General features: G+C 41.9%; 21 protein-coding genes and 1 other annotated feature. Of the genes, 14 read left to right on the top strand and 7 right to left on the bottom strand.

The annotated features are described in order from the left end of the window. Positions 1-89: 89 nt before the first annotated feature. Together V7L95_RS17695 and V7L95_RS17690 are read left to right on the top strand one after the other, a co-directional pair. The gene (locus tag V7L95_RS17695; protein ID WP_188092761.1) at positions 90-935 is read left to right on the top strand and encodes a GRP family sugar transporter; all 846 of its coding nucleotides are present in this window, start codon (positions 90-92) and stop codon (positions 933-935) included. Between the two features lie 14 nt (positions 936-949). After that, positions 950-1,735 (top strand): SDR family oxidoreductase, encoded by a 786-nt coding sequence (locus tag V7L95_RS17690; protein ID WP_017357945.1) that lies wholly within the window; start codon positions 950-952, stop codon positions 1,733-1,735. Between the two features lie 113 nt (positions 1,736-1,848). Here the strand turns inward: V7L95_RS17690 and V7L95_RS17685 are convergent, their stop codons facing one another. Next, a complete protein-coding gene (locus V7L95_RS17685) occupies positions 1,849-2,847 on the bottom strand; it encodes a hypothetical protein (RefSeq protein WP_017357944.1) in 999 nt (332 codons plus the stop codon). 437 nt (positions 2,848-3,284) lie between these two features. On the opposite strand from V7L95_RS17685, the gene V7L95_RS17680 reads away from it, so the two are divergent. The 5 genes from V7L95_RS17680 (at position 3,285) to V7L95_RS17660 (ending at position 7,592) form a co-directional block, all read left to right on the top strand. Beyond that, positions 3,285-3,596: a PTS sugar transporter subunit IIB gene (locus V7L95_RS17680; protein ID WP_008342261.1), complete on the top strand. Its 312-nt coding sequence runs from the start codon at positions 3,285-3,287 to the stop codon at positions 3,594-3,596. Positions 3,597-3,599: 3 nt separating this feature from the next. Beyond that, positions 3,600-3,932: a PTS lactose/cellobiose transporter subunit IIA gene (locus tag V7L95_RS17675; protein ID WP_017357943.1), complete on the top strand. Its 333-nt coding sequence runs from the start codon at positions 3,600-3,602 to the stop codon at positions 3,930-3,932. Between the two features lie 25 nt (positions 3,933-3,957). Beyond that, complete coding sequence (gene celB, locus V7L95_RS17670) at positions 3,958-5,304, top strand: PTS cellobiose transporter subunit IIC (RefSeq protein ID WP_340967599.1); 1,347 nt, start codon at positions 3,958-3,960, stop codon at positions 5,302-5,304. Beyond that, complete coding sequence (locus V7L95_RS17665) at positions 5,288-6,694, top strand: glycoside hydrolase family 1 protein (RefSeq protein ID WP_007501106.1); 1,407 nt, start codon at positions 5,288-5,290, stop codon at positions 6,692-6,694. Before celB ends, V7L95_RS17665 begins: the two co-directional genes overlap by 17 nt. Before the next feature lie 175 nt (positions 6,695-6,869). After that, positions 6,870-7,592: a GntR family transcriptional regulator gene (locus tag V7L95_RS17660; RefSeq protein ID WP_017357941.1), complete on the top strand. Its 723-nt coding sequence runs from the start codon at positions 6,870-6,872 to the stop codon at positions 7,590-7,592. Between the two features lie 50 nt (positions 7,593-7,642). On the opposite strand, the gene zwf is transcribed toward V7L95_RS17660, so the two are convergent. Further along, positions 7,643-9,118: a glucose-6-phosphate dehydrogenase gene (gene zwf, locus V7L95_RS17655; protein WP_035390764.1), complete on the bottom strand. Its 1,476-nt coding sequence runs from the start codon at positions 9,116-9,118 to the stop codon at positions 7,643-7,645. 222 nt (positions 9,119-9,340) lie between these two features. Between zwf and rnz the strand changes: the two genes are divergently transcribed. After that, a complete protein-coding gene (gene rnz, locus V7L95_RS17650; RefSeq protein ID WP_048001407.1) occupies positions 9,341-10,270 on the top strand; it encodes a ribonuclease Z in 930 nt (309 codons plus the stop codon). A 139-nt stretch (positions 10,271-10,409) separates the two neighbouring features. Then, positions 10,410-11,717 (top strand): aminotransferase class I/II-fold pyridoxal phosphate-dependent enzyme, encoded by a 1,308-nt coding sequence (locus V7L95_RS17645; protein WP_079919572.1) that lies wholly within the window; start codon positions 10,410-10,412, stop codon positions 11,715-11,717. A 44-nt stretch (positions 11,718-11,761) separates the two neighbouring features. Here the strand turns inward: V7L95_RS17645 and V7L95_RS17640 are convergent, their stop codons facing one another. After that, on the bottom strand, positions 11,762-12,526 hold the full coding sequence (locus V7L95_RS17640; protein ID WP_008342277.1) for an alpha/beta hydrolase: 765 nt from the start codon (positions 12,524-12,526) through the stop codon (positions 11,762-11,764). A 119-nt stretch (positions 12,527-12,645) separates the two neighbouring features. Beyond that, positions 12,646-13,662: an NADPH dehydrogenase NamA gene (namA, locus tag V7L95_RS17635; RefSeq protein WP_024718910.1), complete on the bottom strand. Its 1,017-nt coding sequence runs from the start codon at positions 13,660-13,662 to the stop codon at positions 12,646-12,648. 140 nt (positions 13,663-13,802) lie between these two features. On the opposite strand from namA, the gene V7L95_RS17630 reads away from it, so the two are divergent. Both V7L95_RS17630 and V7L95_RS17625 read left to right on the top strand, forming a co-directional pair. Further along, the gene (locus tag V7L95_RS17630) at positions 13,803-15,416 is read left to right on the top strand and encodes a M20/M25/M40 family metallo-hydrolase (protein WP_058214168.1); all 1,614 of its coding nucleotides are present in this window, start codon (positions 13,803-13,805) and stop codon (positions 15,414-15,416) included. 114 nt (positions 15,417-15,530) lie between these two features. Beyond that, positions 15,531-16,022, top strand: coding sequence for a DinB family protein (locus V7L95_RS17625; RefSeq protein WP_035390754.1), 492 nt, complete (start codon positions 15,531-15,533; stop codon positions 16,020-16,022). A gap of 35 nt (positions 16,023-16,057) precedes the next feature. On the opposite strand, the gene proC is transcribed toward V7L95_RS17625, so the two are convergent. Next, a complete protein-coding gene (gene proC / locus V7L95_RS17620) occupies positions 16,058-16,885 on the bottom strand; it encodes a pyrroline-5-carboxylate reductase (RefSeq protein WP_008342285.1) in 828 nt (275 codons plus the stop codon). A 41-nt stretch (positions 16,886-16,926) separates the two neighbouring features. Beyond that, positions 16,927-17,138, bottom strand: a binding site (T-box leader). Between the two features lie 169 nt (positions 17,139-17,307). Here proC and V7L95_RS17615 point away from each other — a divergent pair. Then, a complete protein-coding gene (locus V7L95_RS17615; protein ID WP_340967595.1) occupies positions 17,308-18,270 on the top strand; it encodes an MBL fold metallo-hydrolase in 963 nt (320 codons plus the stop codon). Next, positions 18,271-19,047, top strand: a complete 777-nt coding sequence (locus V7L95_RS17610) for an SDR family oxidoreductase (RefSeq protein WP_340967594.1) — start codon at positions 18,271-18,273, stop codon at positions 19,045-19,047. Between the two features lie 16 nt (positions 19,048-19,063). On the opposite strand, the gene V7L95_RS17605 is transcribed toward V7L95_RS17610, so the two are convergent. Both V7L95_RS17605 and V7L95_RS17600 read right to left on the bottom strand, forming a co-directional pair. Further along, on the bottom strand, positions 19,064-19,486 hold the full coding sequence (locus V7L95_RS17605; protein ID WP_227820666.1) for a VOC family protein: 423 nt from the start codon (positions 19,484-19,486) through the stop codon (positions 19,064-19,066). An 8-nt stretch (positions 19,487-19,494) separates the two neighbouring features. After that, positions 19,495-20,823 (bottom strand): CoA-disulfide reductase, encoded by a 1,329-nt coding sequence (locus tag V7L95_RS17600; RefSeq protein ID WP_340967592.1) that lies wholly within the window; start codon positions 20,821-20,823, stop codon positions 19,495-19,497. A 188-nt stretch (positions 20,824-21,011) separates the two neighbouring features. Between V7L95_RS17600 and coaA the strand changes: the two genes are divergently transcribed. After that, positions 21,012-21,971, top strand: coding sequence for a type I pantothenate kinase (gene coaA, locus V7L95_RS17595; RefSeq protein ID WP_008342294.1), 960 nt, complete (start codon positions 21,012-21,014; stop codon positions 21,969-21,971). Positions 21,972-21,973 lie beyond the last annotated feature (2 nt).

Here is a 21,973-nt window from a genome sequence, read left to right as displayed (position 1 = left end):
GTAAGGTCTTTTTTGTGTTTACATCTATTCGGCTAAAAATCCGAAAAAGAGGGATGCTAAGTAAAAAAGAACAGAAAGTAGGGATAGAAGTGGGCATTTTATATGCACTTCTCCCAGCGATATTTTGGGGAAGTATTGTTCTCATCAGTGTCAAACTTGGCGGGAATGCCTATCAGCAAACACTCGGCATTACCCTCGGCGCTTTTTTGTTTTCAATCGGCGCCTATTTGATCAAAATGCCGGAACTGACACCGCTTATTTTTGCGGTTTCCGTTATCTCTGGGATCTTTTGGAGTATAGGGCAAATGAATCAGCTTTCAAGTGTCGCCTTTCTAGGGGTGTCAAAGGCTGTTCCTTTATCAACGGGTATGCAGCTTGTGAGCACGACATTATTTGGTGTCATCGTCTTCAAAGAATGGCAAACCATGACGGTCATACTTATTGGTTCTTGTGCCATTTTATTTATTATTGCTGGCGTTGTCATGACATCTCTCGGTCAAAAAAAGAGTGGCGGAAACGAAGGCGGCAATTTTAAAAAGGGAATCATCATTTTGCTCATCTCAACCGTAGGCTACGTCGGATATGTCGTCATTTTAAGATGGTTTCATATAGATGGTTGGTCTGCGCTCGTTCCGCAATCTGTCGGCATGCTGCTTTCATCGTTAGCGATCAGTCTAAAGCAAGACCCATTTAGCAAATATACATTCAGAAATATCATTGCTGGTCTTGTGTGGTCGACAGGAAATCTAGGGCTTCTTTTGGCGATTCCACTCATTGGCGTAGCAGTAAGTTTTTCCATGTCTCAAACAGGAATTGTCATCTCGACTTTAGGCGGTATTTATTTATTAAAAGAGAAAGCATCTAAAAAAAGCTTTGTCATTGCAGGCTGCTTGATGATTATCGCAGGCGGTGTGCTGCTAGGTTTTACAAAATAGGAGGTTTTAAGCGAATGTATCCAGATTTGGAAGGAAAAACAGTTCTCATCACAGGAGCAGGTACAGGGATAGGTCAGGCGATGGCGCGCCGGTTTGGACAAGAAAAAGCCAATGTAGTGATCAATTATTTCTCAGATAAAGAAAACCCGGACGACACAATTGCTGAGATTCAAAAAAGTGGCGGACAGGCTGTCAAAATTCAAGGGGATGTATCAAAAGAAGAGGATATGAAGGCGATGATTGATCAAGCTGTAAATACATTTGGCAGTCTTGATGTCATGATTAATAATGCAGGAATTGAAAATGAAGTTCCTTCAACAGAAATGACGCTAGATAATTGGAACAAAGTGATGTCTACCAATTTAACAGGTATGTTTTTAGGCTGCCGTGATGCATTAAAGTATATGACAGAACATGGGATCGAGGGGTCGATTATTAATATGTCGTCGGTCCACCAGCAAATTCCGTGGCCTCATTTTGTCCATTATGCAGCAAGTAAAGGAGGCGCCAAGCTTTTGACGGAAACGCTGGCACTAGAATATGCCCCTAAAAAAATTCGTGTAAACAGCATTGCACCAGGCGCAATTGATACCCCGATCAATGCCGAAAAATTTGATGATCCAGCATTGAAAAAGGGCGTCATTGAGCTGATACCAATTGGCTATATCGGAAAACCGGAAGAAGTGGCAGCATGTGCTGTCTGGCTTGCATCAAAAGAGGCGAGCTATGTGACAGGGTTGACGTTATATGTAGACGGCGGTATGACCAAGTACCCGGGATTCCAAGCAGGAAAAGGATAATCTTGATGATCACGGGCTGGGCCCAGAGGATAACACAACATCAAATTATGATCTAGTATGTTGTCATGCTAGTGAAAAGCGTGAGCATAAACATTGCACACGCTTTTATCCATTTATTCGCCTTTTTCAAATATGGCTTCTTTGTTCTTCACGATGATGCCTACTTTCGTTTTGACACGAGAAACGCCATCTTTTTGAAGATAATCATATAAAATGGGTTCTATTTCATTGATATCTGTACGAAGTATTTTAGGTGATAACTCCTCGATAAATGGATCGTTTTTAACTGCTAGACAGTTCGCCATTGTATCGAGTGCCATTAAACTGAAAGGTCTTCCTTTGTTTAGCCAAGATTTCATTCTGAGCCATGTTGGAAAGCATGCTGATGCCAACCTGCCCCAACTGTCGTTAAAAGAGGAGCAATGAGACTCCATCCAATCAAGTATGTGATGTGAACGGAAACGATATAGGCTGGAGAGAGCCATCATTGGCAATTCCTTTTCACTTACACATTTCAATTGATCAAAAATACGTCTCATTCCTTCCTCGGCTGGTAAACTACTGGCTGCTGCCCAAGAAAGCGGATGAAAAAATTTATCGGCATCATTCTCCCAAAGCTCTCTTACCCAATCCGAAGCTGCAGTACCTAAAACATCAGCTGCGATCTCCAGCATTCTTGATTTGACTTCATGATTTTCCGTTCCATAAAATCTAGCTTTTACAGACATCAACATTTTTTGTGTATCGTGTTTTTTCAGGGCATTGATGACATCGTATTGAAGAAACCATCTTGTGATTGAGAAATCTAATAAAGACTCCAAATCATGTTGAACCGCTTGTAATGTGGGTATTTTCTCTTCTGCTATGACCAATACATCTTCTTCTGGCTGACAAGCCTCTCCGTCTTCTTCATAAAAATCATCGTGCAATAAAAATTTCTTTGGAGAGTGGATGATCGCTAAGTGATACCATTCAATTGGCCGTAAAGAATAGGTTAAGAGCCGCCTGTGACAATCATTGCATAATCGATAAGGCTGAGCTGGTTCATCAGAAATTTTTACAACATCAATCTCGTTTCTTTTACAGGCTTCACACAAATGAGTGACTGCCATGATATCCACTCCTTTTGATTGAAAAGATATGAATAGATTCGAAAAGTAGCAGCAAAAGACGTTTACCTATCCATCAAATTGAGTGGGAATAGAAACTGTTTCCATCTCTGGGCAGTTACTTCTCATGATTTATGGGATGAAAAATTGGGTTTTTGAATGAGCTAAGTCATTAGCACTTATTTTAACAAAGTTCTCAAAGACTGTCTTCAGAAGAAGAAGCTACTTTATGGTTCATTCGGAGAGTATTTTTTAAAAGAAAAGGGGTCTCGTTCATATCTGGATGAGATCTTTTTTGTTCTGAAAGCTTGTTGTGAGTATTGATACGGTCATTTTTAAAATAAAATACAGACATATATAATTAAATGTCTAGACATTTAAAAATAAAAATATATAATATTAACTGGAAGCGCTTTTATTACAACAATGGGGTGAGAGAAATGAAACGTATTTTATTAGCATGCAGTTCAGGTATGTCTACGAGTTTACTAGTCACAAAGATGAAGGCACATGCTGAGTCTATAGGGGAAGAAGCAGAGATTTGGGCAGTCGGACAAGACCAAGCGAGAAAAGAAATGGCACATGCCGATGTTGTATTAATTGGACCACAAATGAGTTTTTTAAAAGGGGATCTTCAAAAAGAAGCTCAAAAATATGGGATTGAAGTAGAGGTCATCGATATGCAGGCGTATGGGCTAGCAGATGGACAAAAAGCGTATGAACAAGCGGTTTCATTGATGGGGGAATCTTAAAGGATGGAAAAGAAAACACTCGAAGGACTCACGGAAGAACAAATCAGTTTTCAATTGATCTTACACAGCGGAAATGCACGAAGCAAATTGCTTCAATCTCTTAAACAATTTAGAGAAGGTCATGAAACAGTAGCATCTGACCTTCTCAAAGAAGCGGAAGATGACTTGCGGAATGCACATGATATCCATTTTCAAATGGTACAGCAAGAGGCAAGCGGAGAAACGATTTCATTCTCCTTGCTGCTCATGCATGCCGAAGATCATTTCATGTCAACGATGACGATAAAAGAGCTTGTGGGAGAGCTCTTACCGATATTGCAATCACTGAAACAATAAAGGGTGTAAACAAGGGGGGAAACCAATGTTTGATAAAATAAGTGCGATTTTGGTTCCGATTGCTGGGAGATTGAACAACAATCGCTATCTAGGGGTATTAAGGGATGCCTTTATGCTTGCGTTCCCATTAACGATTTTTGGTTCCATCATGGTCGTATTAATGAATCTGCCATTTTTAGATAAGATCATGAGTCAAACAGCACTGGAAGGTGTTCAGTATGCACTGAATATTGCACCTAGTGCGACCATCAGCATTATGAGTGTGTTTGTTGTATTTGGGATTGGCTACTATTTATCGAAAAGCTATGATGTGGAAGCTGTCTTTGGCGGTGTGATCGCTTTAGCCTCTTTTCTGCTCCTTACGCCATTTTTACTAGAACAAGAGGGCGGTGCATCCATTGCAGGCGTCATCCCAGTCGATCGTTTGGGCGCAAAGGGAATGTTCCTTGGAATGATCACAGGCTTTTTGTCTGCTGAAATTTATCGCTATTTTGTCCAAAAGAAATTTGTCATCAATATGCCGCAAGGGGTTCCGCCAGCTGTTTCTAAGTCTTTTGCTGCACTCATCCCGGCTACTTTGACACTCACAACCTTTTTACTGATCAATATCATCATTACACAAGGGTTCAAAACCAACATGCATGACTTGATTTACAATGCGATTCAGGCGCCGCTTGTCGGACTTGGAAGCGGTATCATTCCGACCTTGATCGCTATTTTCTTTATACAAATTCTTTGGTTCTTTGGGCTCCACGGCCAAATTATTATCAACTCTGTAATGGACCCGATTTGGAATACATTGTCCATTCAAAATCTAGAAAGCTACACAAAAACAGGTGAGGTTCCGAACATCATCAGCAAGCAGTTTATCGAAATCTATACAGTGGGTATGGGTGGAACCGGTATGACGCTAGCTGTTGTGTTTACGATTTTAATTTTTCTTAAAAGTAAGCAATTGAAACAAGTAGCAAAGCTCGGCTTAGGACCAGGTTTATTTAACGTCAATGAACCCATTATCTTCGGTTTACCGATTGTGATGAACCCGCTTATTCTCATTCCGTGGATTTTGGCGCCAATGGTGATTACTTGTATTTCTTATTTTGCGATGGCCGCAGGTATTGTGCCGCCTCCGACAGGCGTGAATATTCCATGGACAGTACCGATCTTTATTAGCGGAGTCATGGCAACGAATTCATTAGCGGGCGGTCTGCTTCAGCTGTTTAATTTAATGATTGTGTTTGTCATTTGGTTCCCGTTCCTAAAATTTATTGATCGTATGAATGTGAAAAATGAAAAAATAGTCACGACAGAAAAAACGAAACAAACAAACATCAAAGGTGAAGGAGACTCAATACATGTCGATGGAAACTAACAGTCAATCATATACATTCCCGGAAGGTTTCTGGTGGGGATCTTCTGCCTCTGCTACGCAAACAGAAGGCAGTTATCCAGGAGATGGAAAGGGTCCGAACATTTGGGATCACTGGTTTGAAAAAGAGCCGAATCGTTTTTTTCAGGGCGTCGGTCCAGGTGTAACCTCGCAATTTTATCGTAAATACAAAGAGGATATCCGCCTCATGAAGGAGATTGGGCACAACTCGTTTCGTCTATCTATTTCATGGTCACGCCTTTTACCTGAGGGAAAAGGGGCCGTTAATGAAGAAGCTGTGGCTTTTTACAATGATGTGATCAATGAACTGATAGCGAGTGACATTGAACCGTTTGTGAACTTGTATCATTTTGATATGCCAATGGCGCTTCAGGAGACGGGAGGATGGGTAAACAGGCAGGTCGTAGACGATTATGTCAGCTATGCGACATTGTGTTTTCAGCTATTTGGCGACCGGGTGAAAAAATGGTTTACTCATAACGAGCCGATTGTTCCTGTAGAGGGTGGATATATGTATAGCTTCCATTATCCAAACGAAGTTGATTTCCAAAAGGCAGTGCAAGTTGGGTTTCATGAGATTTTATCAAATGCTAAGGCCATTGCGGCTTATAAAGAGATGAAGCAGGAGGGGAAAATAGGCATTATCCTCAACCTTACTCCTTCGTATCCGCGAAGCCAGAATCCGCGGGATGTCGAAGCAGCTGAGATGGCTGACGCCTTCTTTAACCGGTCCTTCCTAGATCCAGCTGTGAAAGGACATTTCCCTGAAAAGCTAGTGGACGTGTTAAAGAAAGAAGGATTGATGCCGGCTATGGAGGAAGGAGACCTTGAACTCATTCAAGAGAACACGATCGACCTTCTCGGCATCAACTATTATCAGCCAAGAAGAGTGAAAGCAAAGGAACATATGCCTCACCCTGATGCACCATTTATGCCAGACCATTATTTCGATTCTTTTGAAATGCCGGGCAGAAAAATGAATGTGTACCGCGGCTGGGAAATCTATGAAAAGGGTATTTACGATATATTGAAAAAAGTCCAGACAGACTATGGGAATATTGAATGCTTTATTTCTGAAAATGGAATGGGTGTCGAAGGAGAAGAGCGGTTTCAGGATGAAGAAGGAATGATTCATGACGATTACCGCATTGATTTTATTTCTGAGCATCTTAAATGGGTGCATCAAGCCATTCAAGAAGGAAGTCATGTAAAAGGCTATCATCTGTGGACGTTTATGGATAATTGGTCATGGTCGAATGCCTATAAAAATCGCTATGGATTTGTCTCAGTGGACCTTGAGAAAGACGGGAAACGTACCATCAAAAAAAGTGGCTACTGGTTTCAATCGGTTTCAGAGAATAATGGTTTCTAATCAAGATACTTGCTCTTTCCTTGAAAAGGGCAAGTATTTTTCTTATGTAAAGATGAAAGGATTGAAATGAAAGTGGCTCGAACCTTTTAAGCGCACTAGGCTTAGTGTAGAATGAGAGGAAGGCTAGAAAGCGCTATGATAGGATATGAAAAAACAAGTCAGTTGGTGGTGTGAGATGACAAAGTACGAACTCATTTCAGAAGAAATTAGAAAAAGAATAGGAACAGCATATTATCCAGAAGATCAACCCATTCCAGATGAAAACTCGCTTGCCGCTGAATTTAAATGCAGCAGAATGACGATGAAGCGTGCGCTTGATCTTTTAGTGGCGGAAGGTCTGCTCTTTAGAAAAAGAGGTCATGGCACATTTATTGTGAAGGCAGCGCTAAATCAAGGTGCGATCAACGTATCAGGTCATGAAAATAAAGGGTTCACGAAAGTGATGGCAGATAAAAACGTGACGAGCCAAATCATTCGCTTTGATGTGCATTTTCCAAGTGAAGAGGTGGCAGCTCATTTATCCATTGACTCAAGCACACCCGTCTATGACATTATTCGGCTCCGTTTGGTGGAAGAAGAGCCATATGTATTAGAAAAAACCTTTATGCCTGTCAATGTCATTAAGGGAATAGATGAAGAGGTTTTATTGGGGTCTATCTATAGCTACATTACAAACACACTTCATTTAAAAGTGGCAGGAGCGCACAAAAAAATTAGAGCGGCTAAATCAGATCAGCTTGATCAGCAATATTTAGGTTGTGACCCTACGGATCCGGTGCTAGAAGTGGAGCAGGTGGCTTATTTAAACACAGGCCGGCCGTTTGAATATTCCTTTAGCCATCATCGCTATGATAAATTTGATTTTTCAACGGTTGAAATTACGAAAACACGACTTTAAAAAAAGAGCAGAACCCCCTCAATCGGGAGACTGCTCTTTTTTCGTTGATTTTATATATTCCACCAGTGATATCCATCTTTTTCAAGAAGCTGATCTGCTTCTTTTGGTCCCATAGAACCAGCAGGGTAATTTGGTTTTAACGTTTTGGTTTCAGCCCATTTTTTTGAAATTGGATCAACAAAGTTCCAAGACAGTGCCACTTCATCCCAGTGGGCAAAGTTTGTTGCGTCACCTAGCAAACAGTCATGAATCAGCTTTTCATACGCTTCTGGTGTATTCATGATGTCGTTGTAATTTGTTTGATAGTCCAGCTTAATTGGTTTAGCATACGTTCCGCCATCAAGCTTGCGAGCATTCAGGTGAAGGGTGATGCCTTCGTCTGGCTGAATGTGAATCACAAGTAAGTTTGGATGCATGGAATTCCCGTTTCCGTAGTACAGGTTCATCGGAATGTCTTTAAATTGCACCACGATTTGAGTGGATTTCTTTTCTAGACGTTTTCCTGTACGAATGTAAAATGGTACCCCGGCCCATCTAAAGTTATCGATGAGAAGTTTTCCTGCAACGAATGTTTCTGTGTTGGAGTTTGGGTCCACATTTTGCTCTTCAAGATAGGAAGGAACCATATTGCCATCAATCGTTCCTGCATCATACTGTCCGCGGACAAAGAATTGATCCACTTCATCTTTCGAGAAAGGACGAAGCGCACGCAATGCTTTCCGTTTTTCGCTACGGATTTCCTCTGTATTGAGCTTAATCGGCGGCTCCATGGCTAGTAGTGCAACCATTTGAAGCATATGGTTTTGGACCATATCTCTCAGTGCACCAGAACTCTCGTAATATCTCGCACGGTCTTCGACGCCTAATGATTCACTCGATGTGATTTGAATGTTTGAAATGTAACGGTTTGTCCAAAGCGGTTCAAAGATCGCATTCGCAAAACGAATCACCTCAATGTTTTGCACCATCTGTTTACCGAGGTAGTGGTCAATACGATAAATTTGATCCTCTGTAAATGCATCTCGGATCTCTTCATTTAATGTTTTGGCACTAGGGAGGTCATGACCAAACGGTTTTTCAATGACAAGTCGAGACCATCCAGTCGTTTCTGATACGCCTTCACTTTTTAAAAACTTCGCAATGGTTCCGAAGAATTCCGGTGCCATCGCTAAATAGAACATCCGGTTATTTGGGATACTGTATGTATCTTCAAGACCAGAAAGAAGTGTGTTCAGTGCTTGATAGGAAGCAGGGCTTGAGACATCAAAGTCATGGTAATAGAAATGAGAAATAAATTCCTCTGCTTTTGCTTCTGCATCATCAGAAGAGACCGATTCTTTTACCACAGCTCTTAGGTCTTCATGAGACCAAGGACGACGTCCAACACCTACAACAGCGAATTGATCTCCAAGCTTTCCGCTATGATAAAGTCTATGTATAGAAGGGTAGAGCTTGCGTTTTGCAAGGTCTCCTGTTGCGCCAAAGATGACAATGACTGCTTTTGGATAGTTAGTTTCTGTATTCACGAAAAGTACCTCACTTTATTCGTAGCATTGTTGTAAAAACCGAGAATGTATGTACATTTTCTTTATTTTAAAGGTTCATTGTTCGTAAAGCAAACATTTGATTCGACTTTTTCTGCCCAAGTTTGACTTTTTTCAAAAATTCCGCTGAATTCACATTTATCCTGTCTTCATGTATTCTATATGAATGAAGAGATTGTATACCGGCTGTAGGAGGAAATCGTAATGGAACTGCTCTTTTTAGGAACAGGTGCAGGCATTCCTGCAAAAACAAGAAACGTCACTTGCACTGCGCTGAAGCTTTTAGAAGAGAGAAAAGCCGTGTGGCTTTTTGATTGCGGAGAAGCGACGCAGCATCAAATATTACATACAACGATTAAACCAAGAAAAATTGAGAAGATCTTTATCACGCATATGCACGGTGATCATGTATATGGTCTCCCGGGTCTGCTTGGCAGCAGGTCCTTTCAAGGCGGAGAGGATGAATTGACGATATATGGTCCAAGCGGCATTAAAGCTTTTGTAAACGCGACACTTTCAGCGACACAAACGCATTTGACTTATCCGCTGCATATCATAGAAATAGAGGAAGGGATCGTTTTTGAAGATGAGACCTTTCAAGTAGAAGCAAGACGAGTGTCTCATGGGATCCCAGCTTACGGTTATCGGGTCGTGGAAAAAGATGTACCCGGCTCACTAAAAGCCGAAGACCTAAAAAAAATCGGTGTAAAACCTGGACCTTTGTATCAAAAGTTGAAAAATGGGGAAACCGTTACACTCGAAGATGGAAGAATGATTGATGGAACCGATTATTTGGAACCCCCTAAAAAAGGGAGAATCGTTGCATTTTCAGGAGATACCCGTTTGTGCGAGAATATAACAAGGCTTGCCAAGAATGCGGATGTGTTAGTCCATGAAGCAACATTTGGGAAAGAAGATGCAGAACTAGCCTATAATTATTATCACAGTACGACAGAACAGGCAGCAAAAACAGCGCAGGAAGCAGGCGCAAAAAGACTGATTTTGACCCATATTAGTGCACGATACCAAGGGGAAGAGTCACTGAAACAATTACTCAAAGAAGCCCGCGATATATTCCCGCTGACTGAAGCTGCACATGATTTCTCTTCTTTTCCTATTGACCGTACCCTGTAAAAATTGGATGAATCGTCAAAAATAGTTGTGTGATTTTTTTGATATTTATGATGACGCTCTTTTTCAGGTAGTGGTAAAATGGTGAAGAAAAAACAAATGACGAATTACATTATGAAGAATACGGGAGGCACAATCAAAGATGAGCGGTTTTACAGCGTTAAGTGAAGCAGAATTAAATGACCTATATGCAGCACGACAAAAAGAGTATGAAACGTACAAAAGTAAAAACTTACACTTAGACATGTCTAGAGGGAAACCTTCACCAAAACAGCTCGATTTATCTATGGGCATGCTCGATGTCGTGACATCAAAGGATGCAATGACAGCTGAGGATGGTACAGATGTGCGAAACTATGGCGGCTTGACAGGCCTTCCTGAAACAAAGAAATTTTTTGCAAGTGTGCTCAACCTGAAGCCAGAACAAATCATCATTGGCGGTAATTCTAGTCTGAATATGATGCACGACGCGATTGCACGTGCCATGACTCACGGCGTATATGGCAGCAAAACACCTTGGGGAGAGCTTCCAAAGGTAAAATTCCTTGCACCAAGCCCAGGATATGATCGTCATTTTGCCATTTGTGAGCATTTTAACATAGAGATGATTACGGTAGATATGAAGTCGGATGGACCTGACATGGATCAGGTAGAAAAATTGGTTGCAGAAGATGAAGCCATCAAAGGGATTTGGTGTGTACCGAAATATAGTAACCCTGACGGCATTACGTATTCAGATGAGGTTGTTGACCGTCTTGCTTCCATGCAGACAAAAGCAGACGACTTCCGTATTTTTTGGGATGATGCCTATGCAGTCCACCATCTAACAGATACGCCTGATACGTTAAAAGATATTTTTCAAGCAGTAGACAAAGCAGGACATGCAAACCGTGTGTTTATGTTCGCCTCTACTTCTAAAATTACGTTCCCAGGCTCGGGTGTTGCACTGATGGCATCTAGTCAGGACAACATCAGCTTTATTCAAAAACAGCTATCAGTTCAAACCATTGGGCCAGATAAAATCAATCAATTAAGACACCTTCGTTTCTTCAAGAATCCAGAAGGATTGAAGGAACATATGAAAAAGCATGCAGCGATTATTAAGCCGAAATTTGACCTCGTTCTTTCGATCCTTGATGAAAAGCTTGGTGGAACAGGCATCGCTGAGTGGCACAAACCAAATGGCGGATATTTTATTAGCTTAAATACACTCGATCATTGTGCAAAAGCTGTTGTGCAAAAAGCGAAAGAAGCCGGTGTGACACTAACAGGTGCAGGGGCGACATATCCTTATGGTAACGACCCGCTTGATCGCAATATCCGTATTGCGCCAACGTTCCCAACGCTTGAAGAACTAGAGCAGGCGATTGACATCTTTACGTTATGCGTTCAGCTTGTCAGCATTGAAAAGCTGCTGTCTGAGAAAAGTCAATCAGCACCAACGGTATAACGAAAAAACTCCTTGACTGATGTCCGGTCAAGGAGTTTTTGTTTTTAGTTGGCTGTTTGATAATAAGTGGCAGGCTGTTTTGCTGCACACCATACATCATAAATGGCAAGCTGCACAATATGTGGTTCATCGTGATGAATATAGTGCGAGCTGTTCTGCGCCTGAATCCATCCGCTTTGGGATGACAATGTGAGCATTCGTTTATGAAGCCTGAGCCAAGCTTCATGTGCTGGATGAAACAAGCGGCTTTTGCCTGATGAAATGACAAGAAGGGGCATCATCCCATAATGCGTTTGCTCCTCTTTGATCGTACGCAGCATTTGCTCAAAGTCCTCATGTGTACATTCTGCTGTGAACTGCGCCATATATGAAGTGCGTTCTTCCTTTGATAAGAGCGGCAGAATGACCTGCTCTTGCTCCTCACTTGCTGGGTCTAGAAGGACCATACCGATAACATCTTCTTTTCTGCGGCTTGCCCATAAGCGGCTGACAAGAGAGCCAAATGAGTGCGCCACAATGAGAAATGGCGGCTGAATATTGGCTTGATGTAAGAGTGTATCTAAATCATCCGCAAGATCATGCAAAGTTCTTCCTTCTTTGCTTTCGCTGCTTTTTCCATTACCTAAACGGTCATATAAGAAAACACCAAGCTCTGGGTCAATATCACGAGCGATATTCGCCCACGTATCGCCTGAAATTCCATATCCTGCTTCAAAAATAATGGTGGCTTGCTTTTTTCCTTGACGATGCCTTGTATAAAAGTGATGTCCATCTATATGATACGTTCTTTCAATCAATGCCGAGTTCATTCTTCCATCTCCTCTAAGTGGTTCTTTAGCTAAAAGACGGCACAAAAGGCAAAGATGTTTCTCTTAAAAACAAAAAAGATGCCTATTTCAAAAAATAGACACCTTTTTGCTTAAAGATGTTACCAAGCGCGATCGTATTGGCGCGGGCTTTCGATGGATGTACGAAGCTCTTTAGCGGCTGTTTTTGGGAAATACGGATCCCGTAAAAATTCTCTGCCGATAAAGATCAAGTCAGCACGCTGATTTTGTAAAATTTCTTCGGCCTGTACACCAGATGTGATCATACCAACAGCGGCTGTTTGGATGCCGGCACCTTCTCTTATTTTCTCAGCAAAGGTGACTTGGTAGCCGGGGAATGTTTTAATACTGGCTTGCACCACAGCGCCTGAGCTCACATCAATTAGATCGACTCCTTGCTCTTTCAGCCATGCGGCAATGCCAATATAATCTGCAATATCTAGTCCTTTTGTTGTGTAATCAGAAGCGGATACACGGACAAATAATGGTCCATCCCACACTTCATTGACTGCATCAACAACTTCTCTCAAGAAGCGATAACGATTTTCTGGTGAACCGCCATATTCATCTGTCCGGTGATTGGCAAGCGGTGAGAGAAATTCGTTAATCAAATAGCCATGCGCACCATGAATCTCAATGATGTCAAATCCAGCTTTCTTGGCGCGGACAGCGGCATCTTGAAACGCCTGAACTGTGTCTTTTATTTGATCGATAGACATCTCAAGAGGTGTTTTAGATTGCTCGTCAAATGGAATGCTGGATGGAGCAAGAATGTCACCATCTAGCTCAGCCTTGCGTCCTGCATGGGCTAGCTGGATGGCCGTTTTTGTTCCGTACGCTTTGATTTGTTCGTTTAATGAGGCAAATCCTTCAATGTGCTCATCACTCCAAATTCCGAGGTCCTGATCACTAATTCTTCCCTCAGGTGAAACAGCACTTGCCTCGACCATAATTAATCCGGCCTGACCTTGCGCACGGGAAATATAATGTGCAAAGTGGAAAGGCTGTAATTTTCCATCACGGTCATAGGATGAATACATACACATCGGGGACATGACGATGCGGTTTTTGAGTGTGACACCTTTTAATGTCCAAGGTGAAAAAAGCTTTGTTTCCAATTACCTTCGCCTCCTCATAGAATGGTATAGCCGATTATAACAGCCATTCAAACATTCGTCATAAAAGGTGCTCAAACCATATAGCTTTTGTACATGATTTTGTATAATGAAAGATATGGACATCAAAGGGGGATAAACGGATGAAATGGCAAACGGAAAGTGAACTAAAGGAGCTACTCACAGCTCTTATGCAGTATGAAAGCATATCTGGTACAACGGGAGAAGTCGCATTAGCGGAATATTTATATTACTTGCTGAGGGAGCGGCCGTATTTTGAACAGCATCCTGATCACTTGGCTTTGCATCCAATGAAAGATGGCCGGTATTTTTTAACGGCACTTGTCAAACGAAGTACGTTGCCACGTACTGTTTTACTCCTCAGCCATTTTGATGTCGTGGATACAGAGGATTACGGAGAATTTCAAAATATGGCGTGTAAGCCCGAAGAGTTAATGGCGTCCTTTTCTCAAAAAAGTGCACTTCTTCCAAAAAGGGCAAGAGAGGATTTAGCTTCAGGTGACTGGCTGTTTGGACGAGGGTCCATGGATATGAAAGCAGGCCTGACTGTCCAGCTTTCCATGCTAGAAAGAGCCATGGCGGGGAGGTTTGAAGGAAATATTCTGCTCGTCACAGTGCCAGATGAAGAAGTGAATTCACAGGGGATGCTGGAGGCTGTTCCGAAACTAAAGGAGCTCAAGCAGAAGTATGACCTTGATTATACCGCGTGTTTAAACAGTGAGCCGATGTTTGAAAAGTATCCCGGGGATGCGCACCAATACATCTATACAGGTAGTATAGGGAAGGTACTTGCGGGATTTTTCTGCAAAGGAATTGAAACACATGTAGGTGAGCCCTTCTCAGGATTAAATGCAAATTTTATGGTATCTGAATTAAACAGGCTGTTAGAACTGAATAGTGATTATTGTGAGGAAGTAGATGGTGAAGTGACACCACCTCCGACCAATTTGATGCAAAAGGATTTGAAAGAAGCTTACTCTGTTCAAACGCCTCACACGGCTGTTTCTTTATTTAATGTGCTGATGATGAACCGCTCTAGTGAAGAGCTTCACGGGCTCCTCTATGAAACTGCGAAACAAGCAGCAGCCCAAATCGAAGCCAATCTCAAACAGAAAACCGCTGCATTTCAACGCTTTAAACATTTTACACCCATCGATACAAACATCACGGTGTTAACGTATCATGAGCTGTACGAAAAAGCTGCTGAACGATCCGGCAAGCAGGAGGTCGAGCGAATTGTCAACTACGCCTTTGCCAACCGGGGTGAGCTAGGGGATCGTGATTTTTCAACCAAAATTGTATCAGAACTGACGACCCTTTGTAAGGAAGATGGAGCACTGATTGTGTTGTTTTATAGTCCGCCATTTTACCCATCTGTTTCTTCAACAGATGATCTGCATATTCAAACGACCTTAAAGAAGATTCAAAGAGAAGCAAAAGAGATCTATGGAATCGAAGTAGAAGAAGTCAAATATTTTCCTGGTTTATCTGATTTAAGCTACTTACAGCTTGAAAATCAAGATATAGAGGATTATACAGCCAACATGCCGCTATACCAAAAAGGTTACTCGTTACCACAAGGAGAAAAAGAAGCTCTTAACGTTCCTGTCATCAACGTTGGTCCATTAGGAAAGGATGCGCACAAATGGACAGAACGGCTGCATGTCCCATTCTCTTTTGGCGTTTTGCCGTCGCTCTTACAATCAACAATTCATGCTTTATTAGAAAAGAATTAAGTGAAAGCTCTATCGTCATGATAGGGCTTTTCTTGATATCAATCACCTTCTGTCTAAAGAAATAGAGTATGATATAGAATAATACTTACATATATTTGAAGGGGGATTGTGAGAGTGAAAACAGGAGTACTAACAAAAACAGAGATCATGAGATCACTTCATGAGAGTTTGCGTAAGCTTGAGGAGTTAGTATGGACATGTGATGAGGCTACATTAGATGAATCTTTTGGGGAAGGCAAGTGGTCGATTAAACAAATTGTTGGACATTTGTATGATACAGAAGAAGTCTGGTCAGAGCGGATAGAGCAGGCAATATCAAATGAGCACACGCTTTTCGCATCATATGATCCAGAGATATATGTGAAGGGAAGAGCTTATGAAATGTATACCGCACAAGAGGTCAGTGCATTGATTGAACGCCTAAAAGAAAGCAGAAACAAAACACTGCAGCTATTAGAAAAGGATACATGGGATTTTTCAGGCCTCCATCCTGAAGAAGGGATGATGACAGTCCAAATTTTAGCTGAAACCATTGCTTTACATGAAATTCATCACCTCGATCAAATCAAAGCCATCATGTCCATGAGAGCATCGAGTGATAGATGAAAAGCACCTGTCATCAAGGCAGGTGCTTTTCTCACTTACTTATACGTACTCGCTGAAAACATGTCGTTTAATTCTGCTGCGCGTTTTGTCGCTGTTTTCACACAATCGACAATCGCTTCTTCAAATTGATAGGAAGCAAGGGTATTAAGTCCTGCTTCTGTCGTTCCACCTTCGCTCGTAATTTCTTTGCGCAATTCAGCAGGTTCCTTACCGCTATCCTGAAGCATATTTGCAGCGCCTGCAATCATTTGACAAATGAGCAATTTCGCTGTTTCTTGGTCCATCCCAAGTTCCGATGCACCTCGCTCCATTCCTTCAATCAAATGATAAATAAAGGCAGGACCGCTGCCTGCAATCGCTGTGACCGCATTCAGTTGTGATTCATCTAAAACCGTCACATGACCGATCGTTTCAAACAGCTGAACTGCTTTTTCCTTTTGCGCCTCTGTGACTTCATCACTGACAGCAATGCCAGTAGCTGATTGTTGTATGGCCGCTGATGTATTTGGCATGGCACGAACCACCGCCGTTTTTGCGCCAGCATAATGCTGAATGGTTTCAATAGAAATGCCCGCTAAAATAGAAATAATCAGCTGTCCATTTAAATGGGGCCTTACTTCAGAAATGCCACTTTCCGCATCTTTTGGTTTTAAAGCAAACACCAGCATATCGGCTTCTTCATAAATAAAGGAACGAGCGAAATCTGTTTTGACTCCATAACGTGCATGTAATTCTTCTAATCGTTTTTCATTTGTTTTATTTGTGACAATGATATCTTCATTTGACATAATGCCGCTCTTTAAAAGACCTTTAATCATAGACTCGGCCATTGAGCCTGCACCAATAAATCCAATTTTACTCATAAGCTGCTCCTCCTTGTAGAAAATAAAAAAACCTCTCGTCTGCAAAGGACGAAAGGTTTTTCGCGGTACCACCCTCAATTAGCATGCAATCATACATACTCAGCTCTAGTCCCTTAACGCGGGAAACGTTTAGGTTTGCCTAACAGCTCAAAGGGCAGGTTCAGCAAATAAGAGGATGGTGAAGTCTTACAGCCGGCGGACCTCACTCTCTTGCATCGTTATTTTGCTTACTAATCCTTGTCATCGCGCATCTTATATTTGTTGTTCATTATGCAACGATGGACAAGTTTGTGTCAATAGGGAGAGATAAAAAAATTGACCATCTAAACCGCATGACAGTCTGCCCTTTGCAAGATACAATGAATAAAGAAGAGGAAGTTCAGATGATCTATGAGTCAAAAATCAGGAGATGACGTATAAAAGTGAAAGAAGAAATGATTCAATTATCCATCCCTACACCGTTTGCGGTGGGGGATGTCCATGCATATGTATTAAAAGGCGATGCCGTGACCTTAGTTGATTCCGGACCGATGACACAAGAGGCGCAGCATGCCTTTGTCACGCAATTAAAGGAACATCATTTATCAATAGATGATATTGATCAAGTGGTTTTGACACATCATCATGCAGATCATGTCGGTCTTTTAGATCTGATGAAACCCCATGTCCGTGTCATCGGACATGAGTTGAATGAGCCCTATATTAGTCAGGATGCAGCGTTTAAACAGCGTCAAATCCATTTTATGAATGATTTTTTTCAGCAGTTAGGTGTGCCGCTTCGTCAAGGAGAGTGTGAAAGAATTGTGAGGCAGTCCTATACATATTCATGTACGGCACATGTCGATGACGTCATAAAAGAAGGTGATCGTTTGAAGGGACATGAGCATTTCCAAGTGCTGGAGACCCCAGGACATGCACAATCTCATCTTTCTTTTTTAGATGAAACAACAGGGAATTTCATCGGCGGTGATCTGCTGCTTACGACCATTTCTTCCAATCCGTTAATGGAAGCGCCGGTGAAAGGAACAGAACGTCAAAAATCGCTGCTTCAATATAAAGCATCACTCAAGCGTTTATTGCATTTGCCCATTCAGGCGATTTATCCAGGGCATGGCCAGCTCATTACCTCTCATCACGAATTGATCGAAGAAAGATTTAAAAAACAGGAAAAACGGGCAAATACGATGTATCAGCTGCTTCAACGAAAGGAAATGACCGCCTTTCATCTTTGTCGCACCCTATTTCCGGGCCTGTATGAAGAAGCATTATTTCTGACAATGTCTGAGACAGTCGGACAGCTTGATGTGCTTTTAGCGGCTGGACAAATTGAAGAAGTGCAAAAAGACGGAACCCTCTATTATCGAGCAAATGAAGGAGTGAAATAAATGGGGCGACTAACAGGAAAGAGAATATGGATTACAGGTGCTTCAGGCGGTATTGGTGAAAAGATGGCGTACTTGGCAGCAGCCGAAGGAGCAGAAATCATTGTGTCGGCAAGACGAATTGAAAAGCTCACAGGTGTACAAGAAAAGATTATAAGTGCTGGCGGCGTATGTCACATCGTTCAGCTTGATGTCAGTCAGCTTGAGGACATTGATCAAGCCTATCAACAAGTGGGTGCTGTTGATATTTTGGTGAACAATGCCGGCTTTGGTGTGTTCGATCTCGTCGAGGACGCATCCATTGAGGAAATGGTGTCGATGTTTGAGGTCAATGTCTTTGGTTTAATTGCCTGCACAAAAAAGGTCCTTCCTGAGATGAAACAAAGAGGGAAGGGACATATTATCAATATTGCGTCACAGGCAGGCAAAATTGCCACCCCTAAATCCGCCATCTATTCCGCATCAAAACATGCGGTTCTCGGATTTTCAAACAGCCTCAGAATGGAGCTGGCAGACAGTGGAATTCATGTCACAACCGTCAATCCAGGACCGATTGCCACAGACTTCTTTACCATTGCAGACCGCAGTGGTGAATATGTGAAAAATGTTGATTTTATGATGCTCAGTGCTGACAAGGTAGCAGGGAAGGTCGTATCCGCCATGATGAAGAAAAAAAGAGAGATTAATTTACCAGGATGGATGAATGCTGGCAGTAAATTGTATCAATTATTCCCGTTTTTATTTGAAAAAGCAGCACGTAAAGCGATGATGAAAAAATAACAAAAAAAGAAACCGGTCACAGGCTGGTTTCTTTTTTTGTTTGATGGGGCTTAATATTGGTGACGCCAAAGACATTGCCATTAACATCTTCGAAGCTAAAACCGCCTAAGTCTGGGTCAGCTAATATTTGAATATCCGATACGGTGACGTTATGCTCGCTTAAATACTGGTGAAAGTTTTTTAAATCCTTCACAAATAAATCAATCATACTATGCCGAACTCCTGTAAAAGAGTTCATAAAGTAGATTCGTTTCTCGTGTTTTGTTTTGACGAGATAAAAAGAAGGTCCCTCGCCATGAGTAAAAGTGAGCATGGCGGCTTCTTCTGATTGATGTAGAACGATCATCTCTAAAATCTGTTCATACCAAGAGACAGCCCGGGGGATATCAGTCACAGGAATTTCAATAGTAGCAATTTGTTGAATGGTCAATGGCTTCACTCCTTTTTCTATATTCGTCTTGCCGCTTGCTGAAGTGGGTCCCATACACTGTTAAAAGGAGGGGCATAGCTAATATCTAAATCTTCAAGGTCTGTCACAGTCAGCCCTTGATAAAGAGCCGTTGCCATGACATCAATTCGTTTATCAACACCTTCTTTACCGATGATTTGTGCGCCAAGCAAGGTGTGATCATCGCTTCTATAAATCAGTTTCACTTTCATTTTCTCTGCATCTGGGTAATATCCAGCGTGGTCAGTGCTGTCGATGGTGATGGTGGAGAAAGGAAGGCCCGCGTCTTTTGCTTCTTTCTCTGATAAACCCGTTCGTCCCGCTGTCACGTCCATAAATTTCATCACCGCTGTGCCGGTTACGCCTTGAAACGCGCGGTTTGTTCCTGTCATATGAAAGCCTGCGATTCTTCCTTGTTTATTTGCTGTCGTGCCGAGCGGAATATAGTCCAGTTCCTTTTTGATACGGTGATAGGTTGCTGCGCAGTCACCCGCCGCATAGATATCTTGTACATTGGTCTGCATGTATTTATTCACAACAACTGCACCATTTTGAAGTCGCTGAATTTCTGTGCTGTCTAAAAAGGATGTTTGCGGAGTGACACCAACGGCGATGATGACCATATCTGTTTCAATGGTCTGCTTGTCTGTTTGAACAGCTGTTACATGTGTCTTGCCCTTTAATTTTTGCACTGTTTCACCAAGTACTACTTGAATGCCTTGATTGTCCGCTTCTTCTTTCAGATATTTTGCTATATCGGGATCAAAGCCTGGGCCAAGTGCTGTACCCCGCTGAATGATATGAACGTCTTTTCCTAGCGCTTTTAAATTTTCTGCCATTTCTAAGCCGATATATCCTCCGCCGATGATCGTGATATGTGTGACGTCTTTTTTTAGATTGTCTAAAATAGACAGCGCATGCGGGATTGTTTTTAATACGTGGACACCTTCTAAGGAATGACTGTCTAGATCAAGTGTGACGGGGCTTGCTCCTGTCGCAATTAACAGGCGGTCATACGTTTCTGTAAAGGGTTCTTTTGTTTTAGAATGAATACCCGATACTGTTTTTTGCTCCGGGTCAATTGAGATCACTTCGTGTAAGCATCTGGCATCAATTCCGTATTTGTCACGAAAAGTTTCAGCGCTGCGTGCGATGAGTTTTCTGTGATGATCAATGAGACCGCCGATCAAGTAGGGGAGTCCGCACTGTCCATATGAGAAAATCTCTCCTTTTTCAAAAGCTACAATTTGCGCGTCTGGATCCTCTCTATATATTTGCATAGCGCAGCTCATTCCTGCTGCATCTCCGCCAATCATCACATATTTCATTTGGTGTGCTCCCTTCTATCTATCAAACTGAATACTCTTATTTACCCTCATTTTCCTTTATTTAATGCTTTTTTTTCGCAAAAGAAGCAAACTTTCGTTGAAAAATAAAGACAGCGCCTTCATTTTAAGCTACAATCGGATTATCGTCTTTTTGGTTATGAGTTTAGTTTAGATTGGTGGGAAAGACTTTGGGTGACGAACGACTAGATTTTAATACATTATATACACGCCATACGAGAGAGGCATGGGCCGCTCTTGGAGAATATATGCCGGTATCTGTTTCAGAAGAAGAAGTGAGAGCACTTCAAGGATTAAACGACTACTTATCGCTAGAAGAAGTTCGAGATATTTACATACCGCTTATTCGGTTTCTGACATTACATGTCTTTGCAGAAAAACAAAAAAATCAGCATGTCAATGCTTTTTTAAACTACCCGCATCATGCGAAAATCCCCTTTTTAATCGGGATTGCAGGAAGTGTGGCCGTCGGAAAAAGCACGACAGCACGTATTATTGAAACGCTTTTATCTAGGCTTGGAGATGGGCTGAAGGTGAGTCTCGTAACAACGGACGGCTTTTTGTATCCTCAAAAAGAGTTAAAAGATCGGGGGCTGATGGAAAAGAAAGGCTTCCCGGAAAGCTATGATGTTAAAGCGCTACTTTCGTTTTTAAATGAATTAAAATCAGGGAAACAAACTGTGCATGCACCTGTATATTCACATCTGACCTATGACCGTCTTGAAGGGGTGTATGAAACAGTAGAAGATGCAGATATTGTCATCATTGAAGGGATCAATGTGTTGCAATCACCGGCACTGGATGATCTGAAGGATGAGCCGCGCGTGTTTGTATCAGATTACTTCGATTTTTCGATTTATGTAGATGCCGCTGAGACGCAAATTCAATGCTGGTATAAAGAACGGTTCCGTTTGCTGCGGGAAACAGCCTTCCAAGACCCTGAATCCTTCTTTCATCAATACAAAGATTTGACGGATGAAGAAGCAGATCAGATGGCAAGCACGATTTGGAATACAGTGAACCGGCCAAATTTATATGAAAATATTTTGCCGACAAAATATAGAGCCGATTTGATTTTAAAAAAAGGCGATCAGCATAAGGTGGAAGAGATCGCCATCCGCAGGGTATAAAG

The organism is Bacillus sp. PPSBB_11, assembly GCF_038023285.1.
Lineage (GTDB): Bacteria > Bacillota > Bacilli > Bacillales > Bacillaceae > Bacillus > Bacillus altitudinis.
The sequence above is the reverse complement of the archived record's forward strand: the minus strand, read 5'-3'. Positions and strand labels throughout refer to the sequence as shown.

Coding starts and splice junctions, on each gene's coding strand:
- V7L95_RS17690 (WP_017357945.1), top strand. CDS start 950: ATGTATCCAGATTTGGAAGGAAAAACAGTTCTCATCACAGGAGCAGGT.
- V7L95_RS17685 (WP_017357944.1), bottom strand. CDS start 2,847: ATGGCAGTCACTCATTTGTGTGAAGCCTGTAAAAGAAACGAGATTGAT.
- V7L95_RS17680 (WP_008342261.1), top strand. CDS start 3,285: ATGAAACGTATTTTATTAGCATGCAGTTCAGGTATGTCTACGAGTTTA.
- V7L95_RS17675 (WP_017357943.1), top strand. CDS start 3,600: ATGGAAAAGAAAACACTCGAAGGACTCACGGAAGAACAAATCAGTTTT.
- celB (WP_340967599.1), top strand. CDS start 3,958: ATGTTTGATAAAATAAGTGCGATTTTGGTTCCGATTGCTGGGAGATTG.
- V7L95_RS17665 (WP_007501106.1), top strand. CDS start 5,288: ATGTCGATGGAAACTAACAGTCAATCATATACATTCCCGGAAGGTTTC.
- V7L95_RS17660 (WP_017357941.1), top strand. CDS start 6,870: ATGACAAAGTACGAACTCATTTCAGAAGAAATTAGAAAAAGAATAGGA.
- rnz (WP_048001407.1), top strand. CDS start 9,341: ATGGAACTGCTCTTTTTAGGAACAGGTGCAGGCATTCCTGCAAAAACA.
- V7L95_RS17645 (WP_079919572.1), top strand. CDS start 10,410: ATGAGCGGTTTTACAGCGTTAAGTGAAGCAGAATTAAATGACCTATAT.
- V7L95_RS17640 (WP_008342277.1), bottom strand. CDS start 12,526: ATGAACTCGGCATTGATTGAAAGAACGTATCATATAGATGGACATCAC.
- V7L95_RS17630 (WP_058214168.1), top strand. CDS start 13,803: ATGAAATGGCAAACGGAAAGTGAACTAAAGGAGCTACTCACAGCTCTT.
- proC (WP_008342285.1), bottom strand. CDS start 16,885: ATGAGTAAAATTGGATTTATTGGTGCAGGCTCAATGGCCGAGTCTATG.
- V7L95_RS17610 (WP_340967594.1), top strand. CDS start 18,271: ATGGGGCGACTAACAGGAAAGAGAATATGGATTACAGGTGCTTCAGGC.
- V7L95_RS17600 (WP_340967592.1), bottom strand. CDS start 20,823: ATGAAATATGTGATGATTGGCGGAGATGCAGCAGGAATGAGCTGCGCT.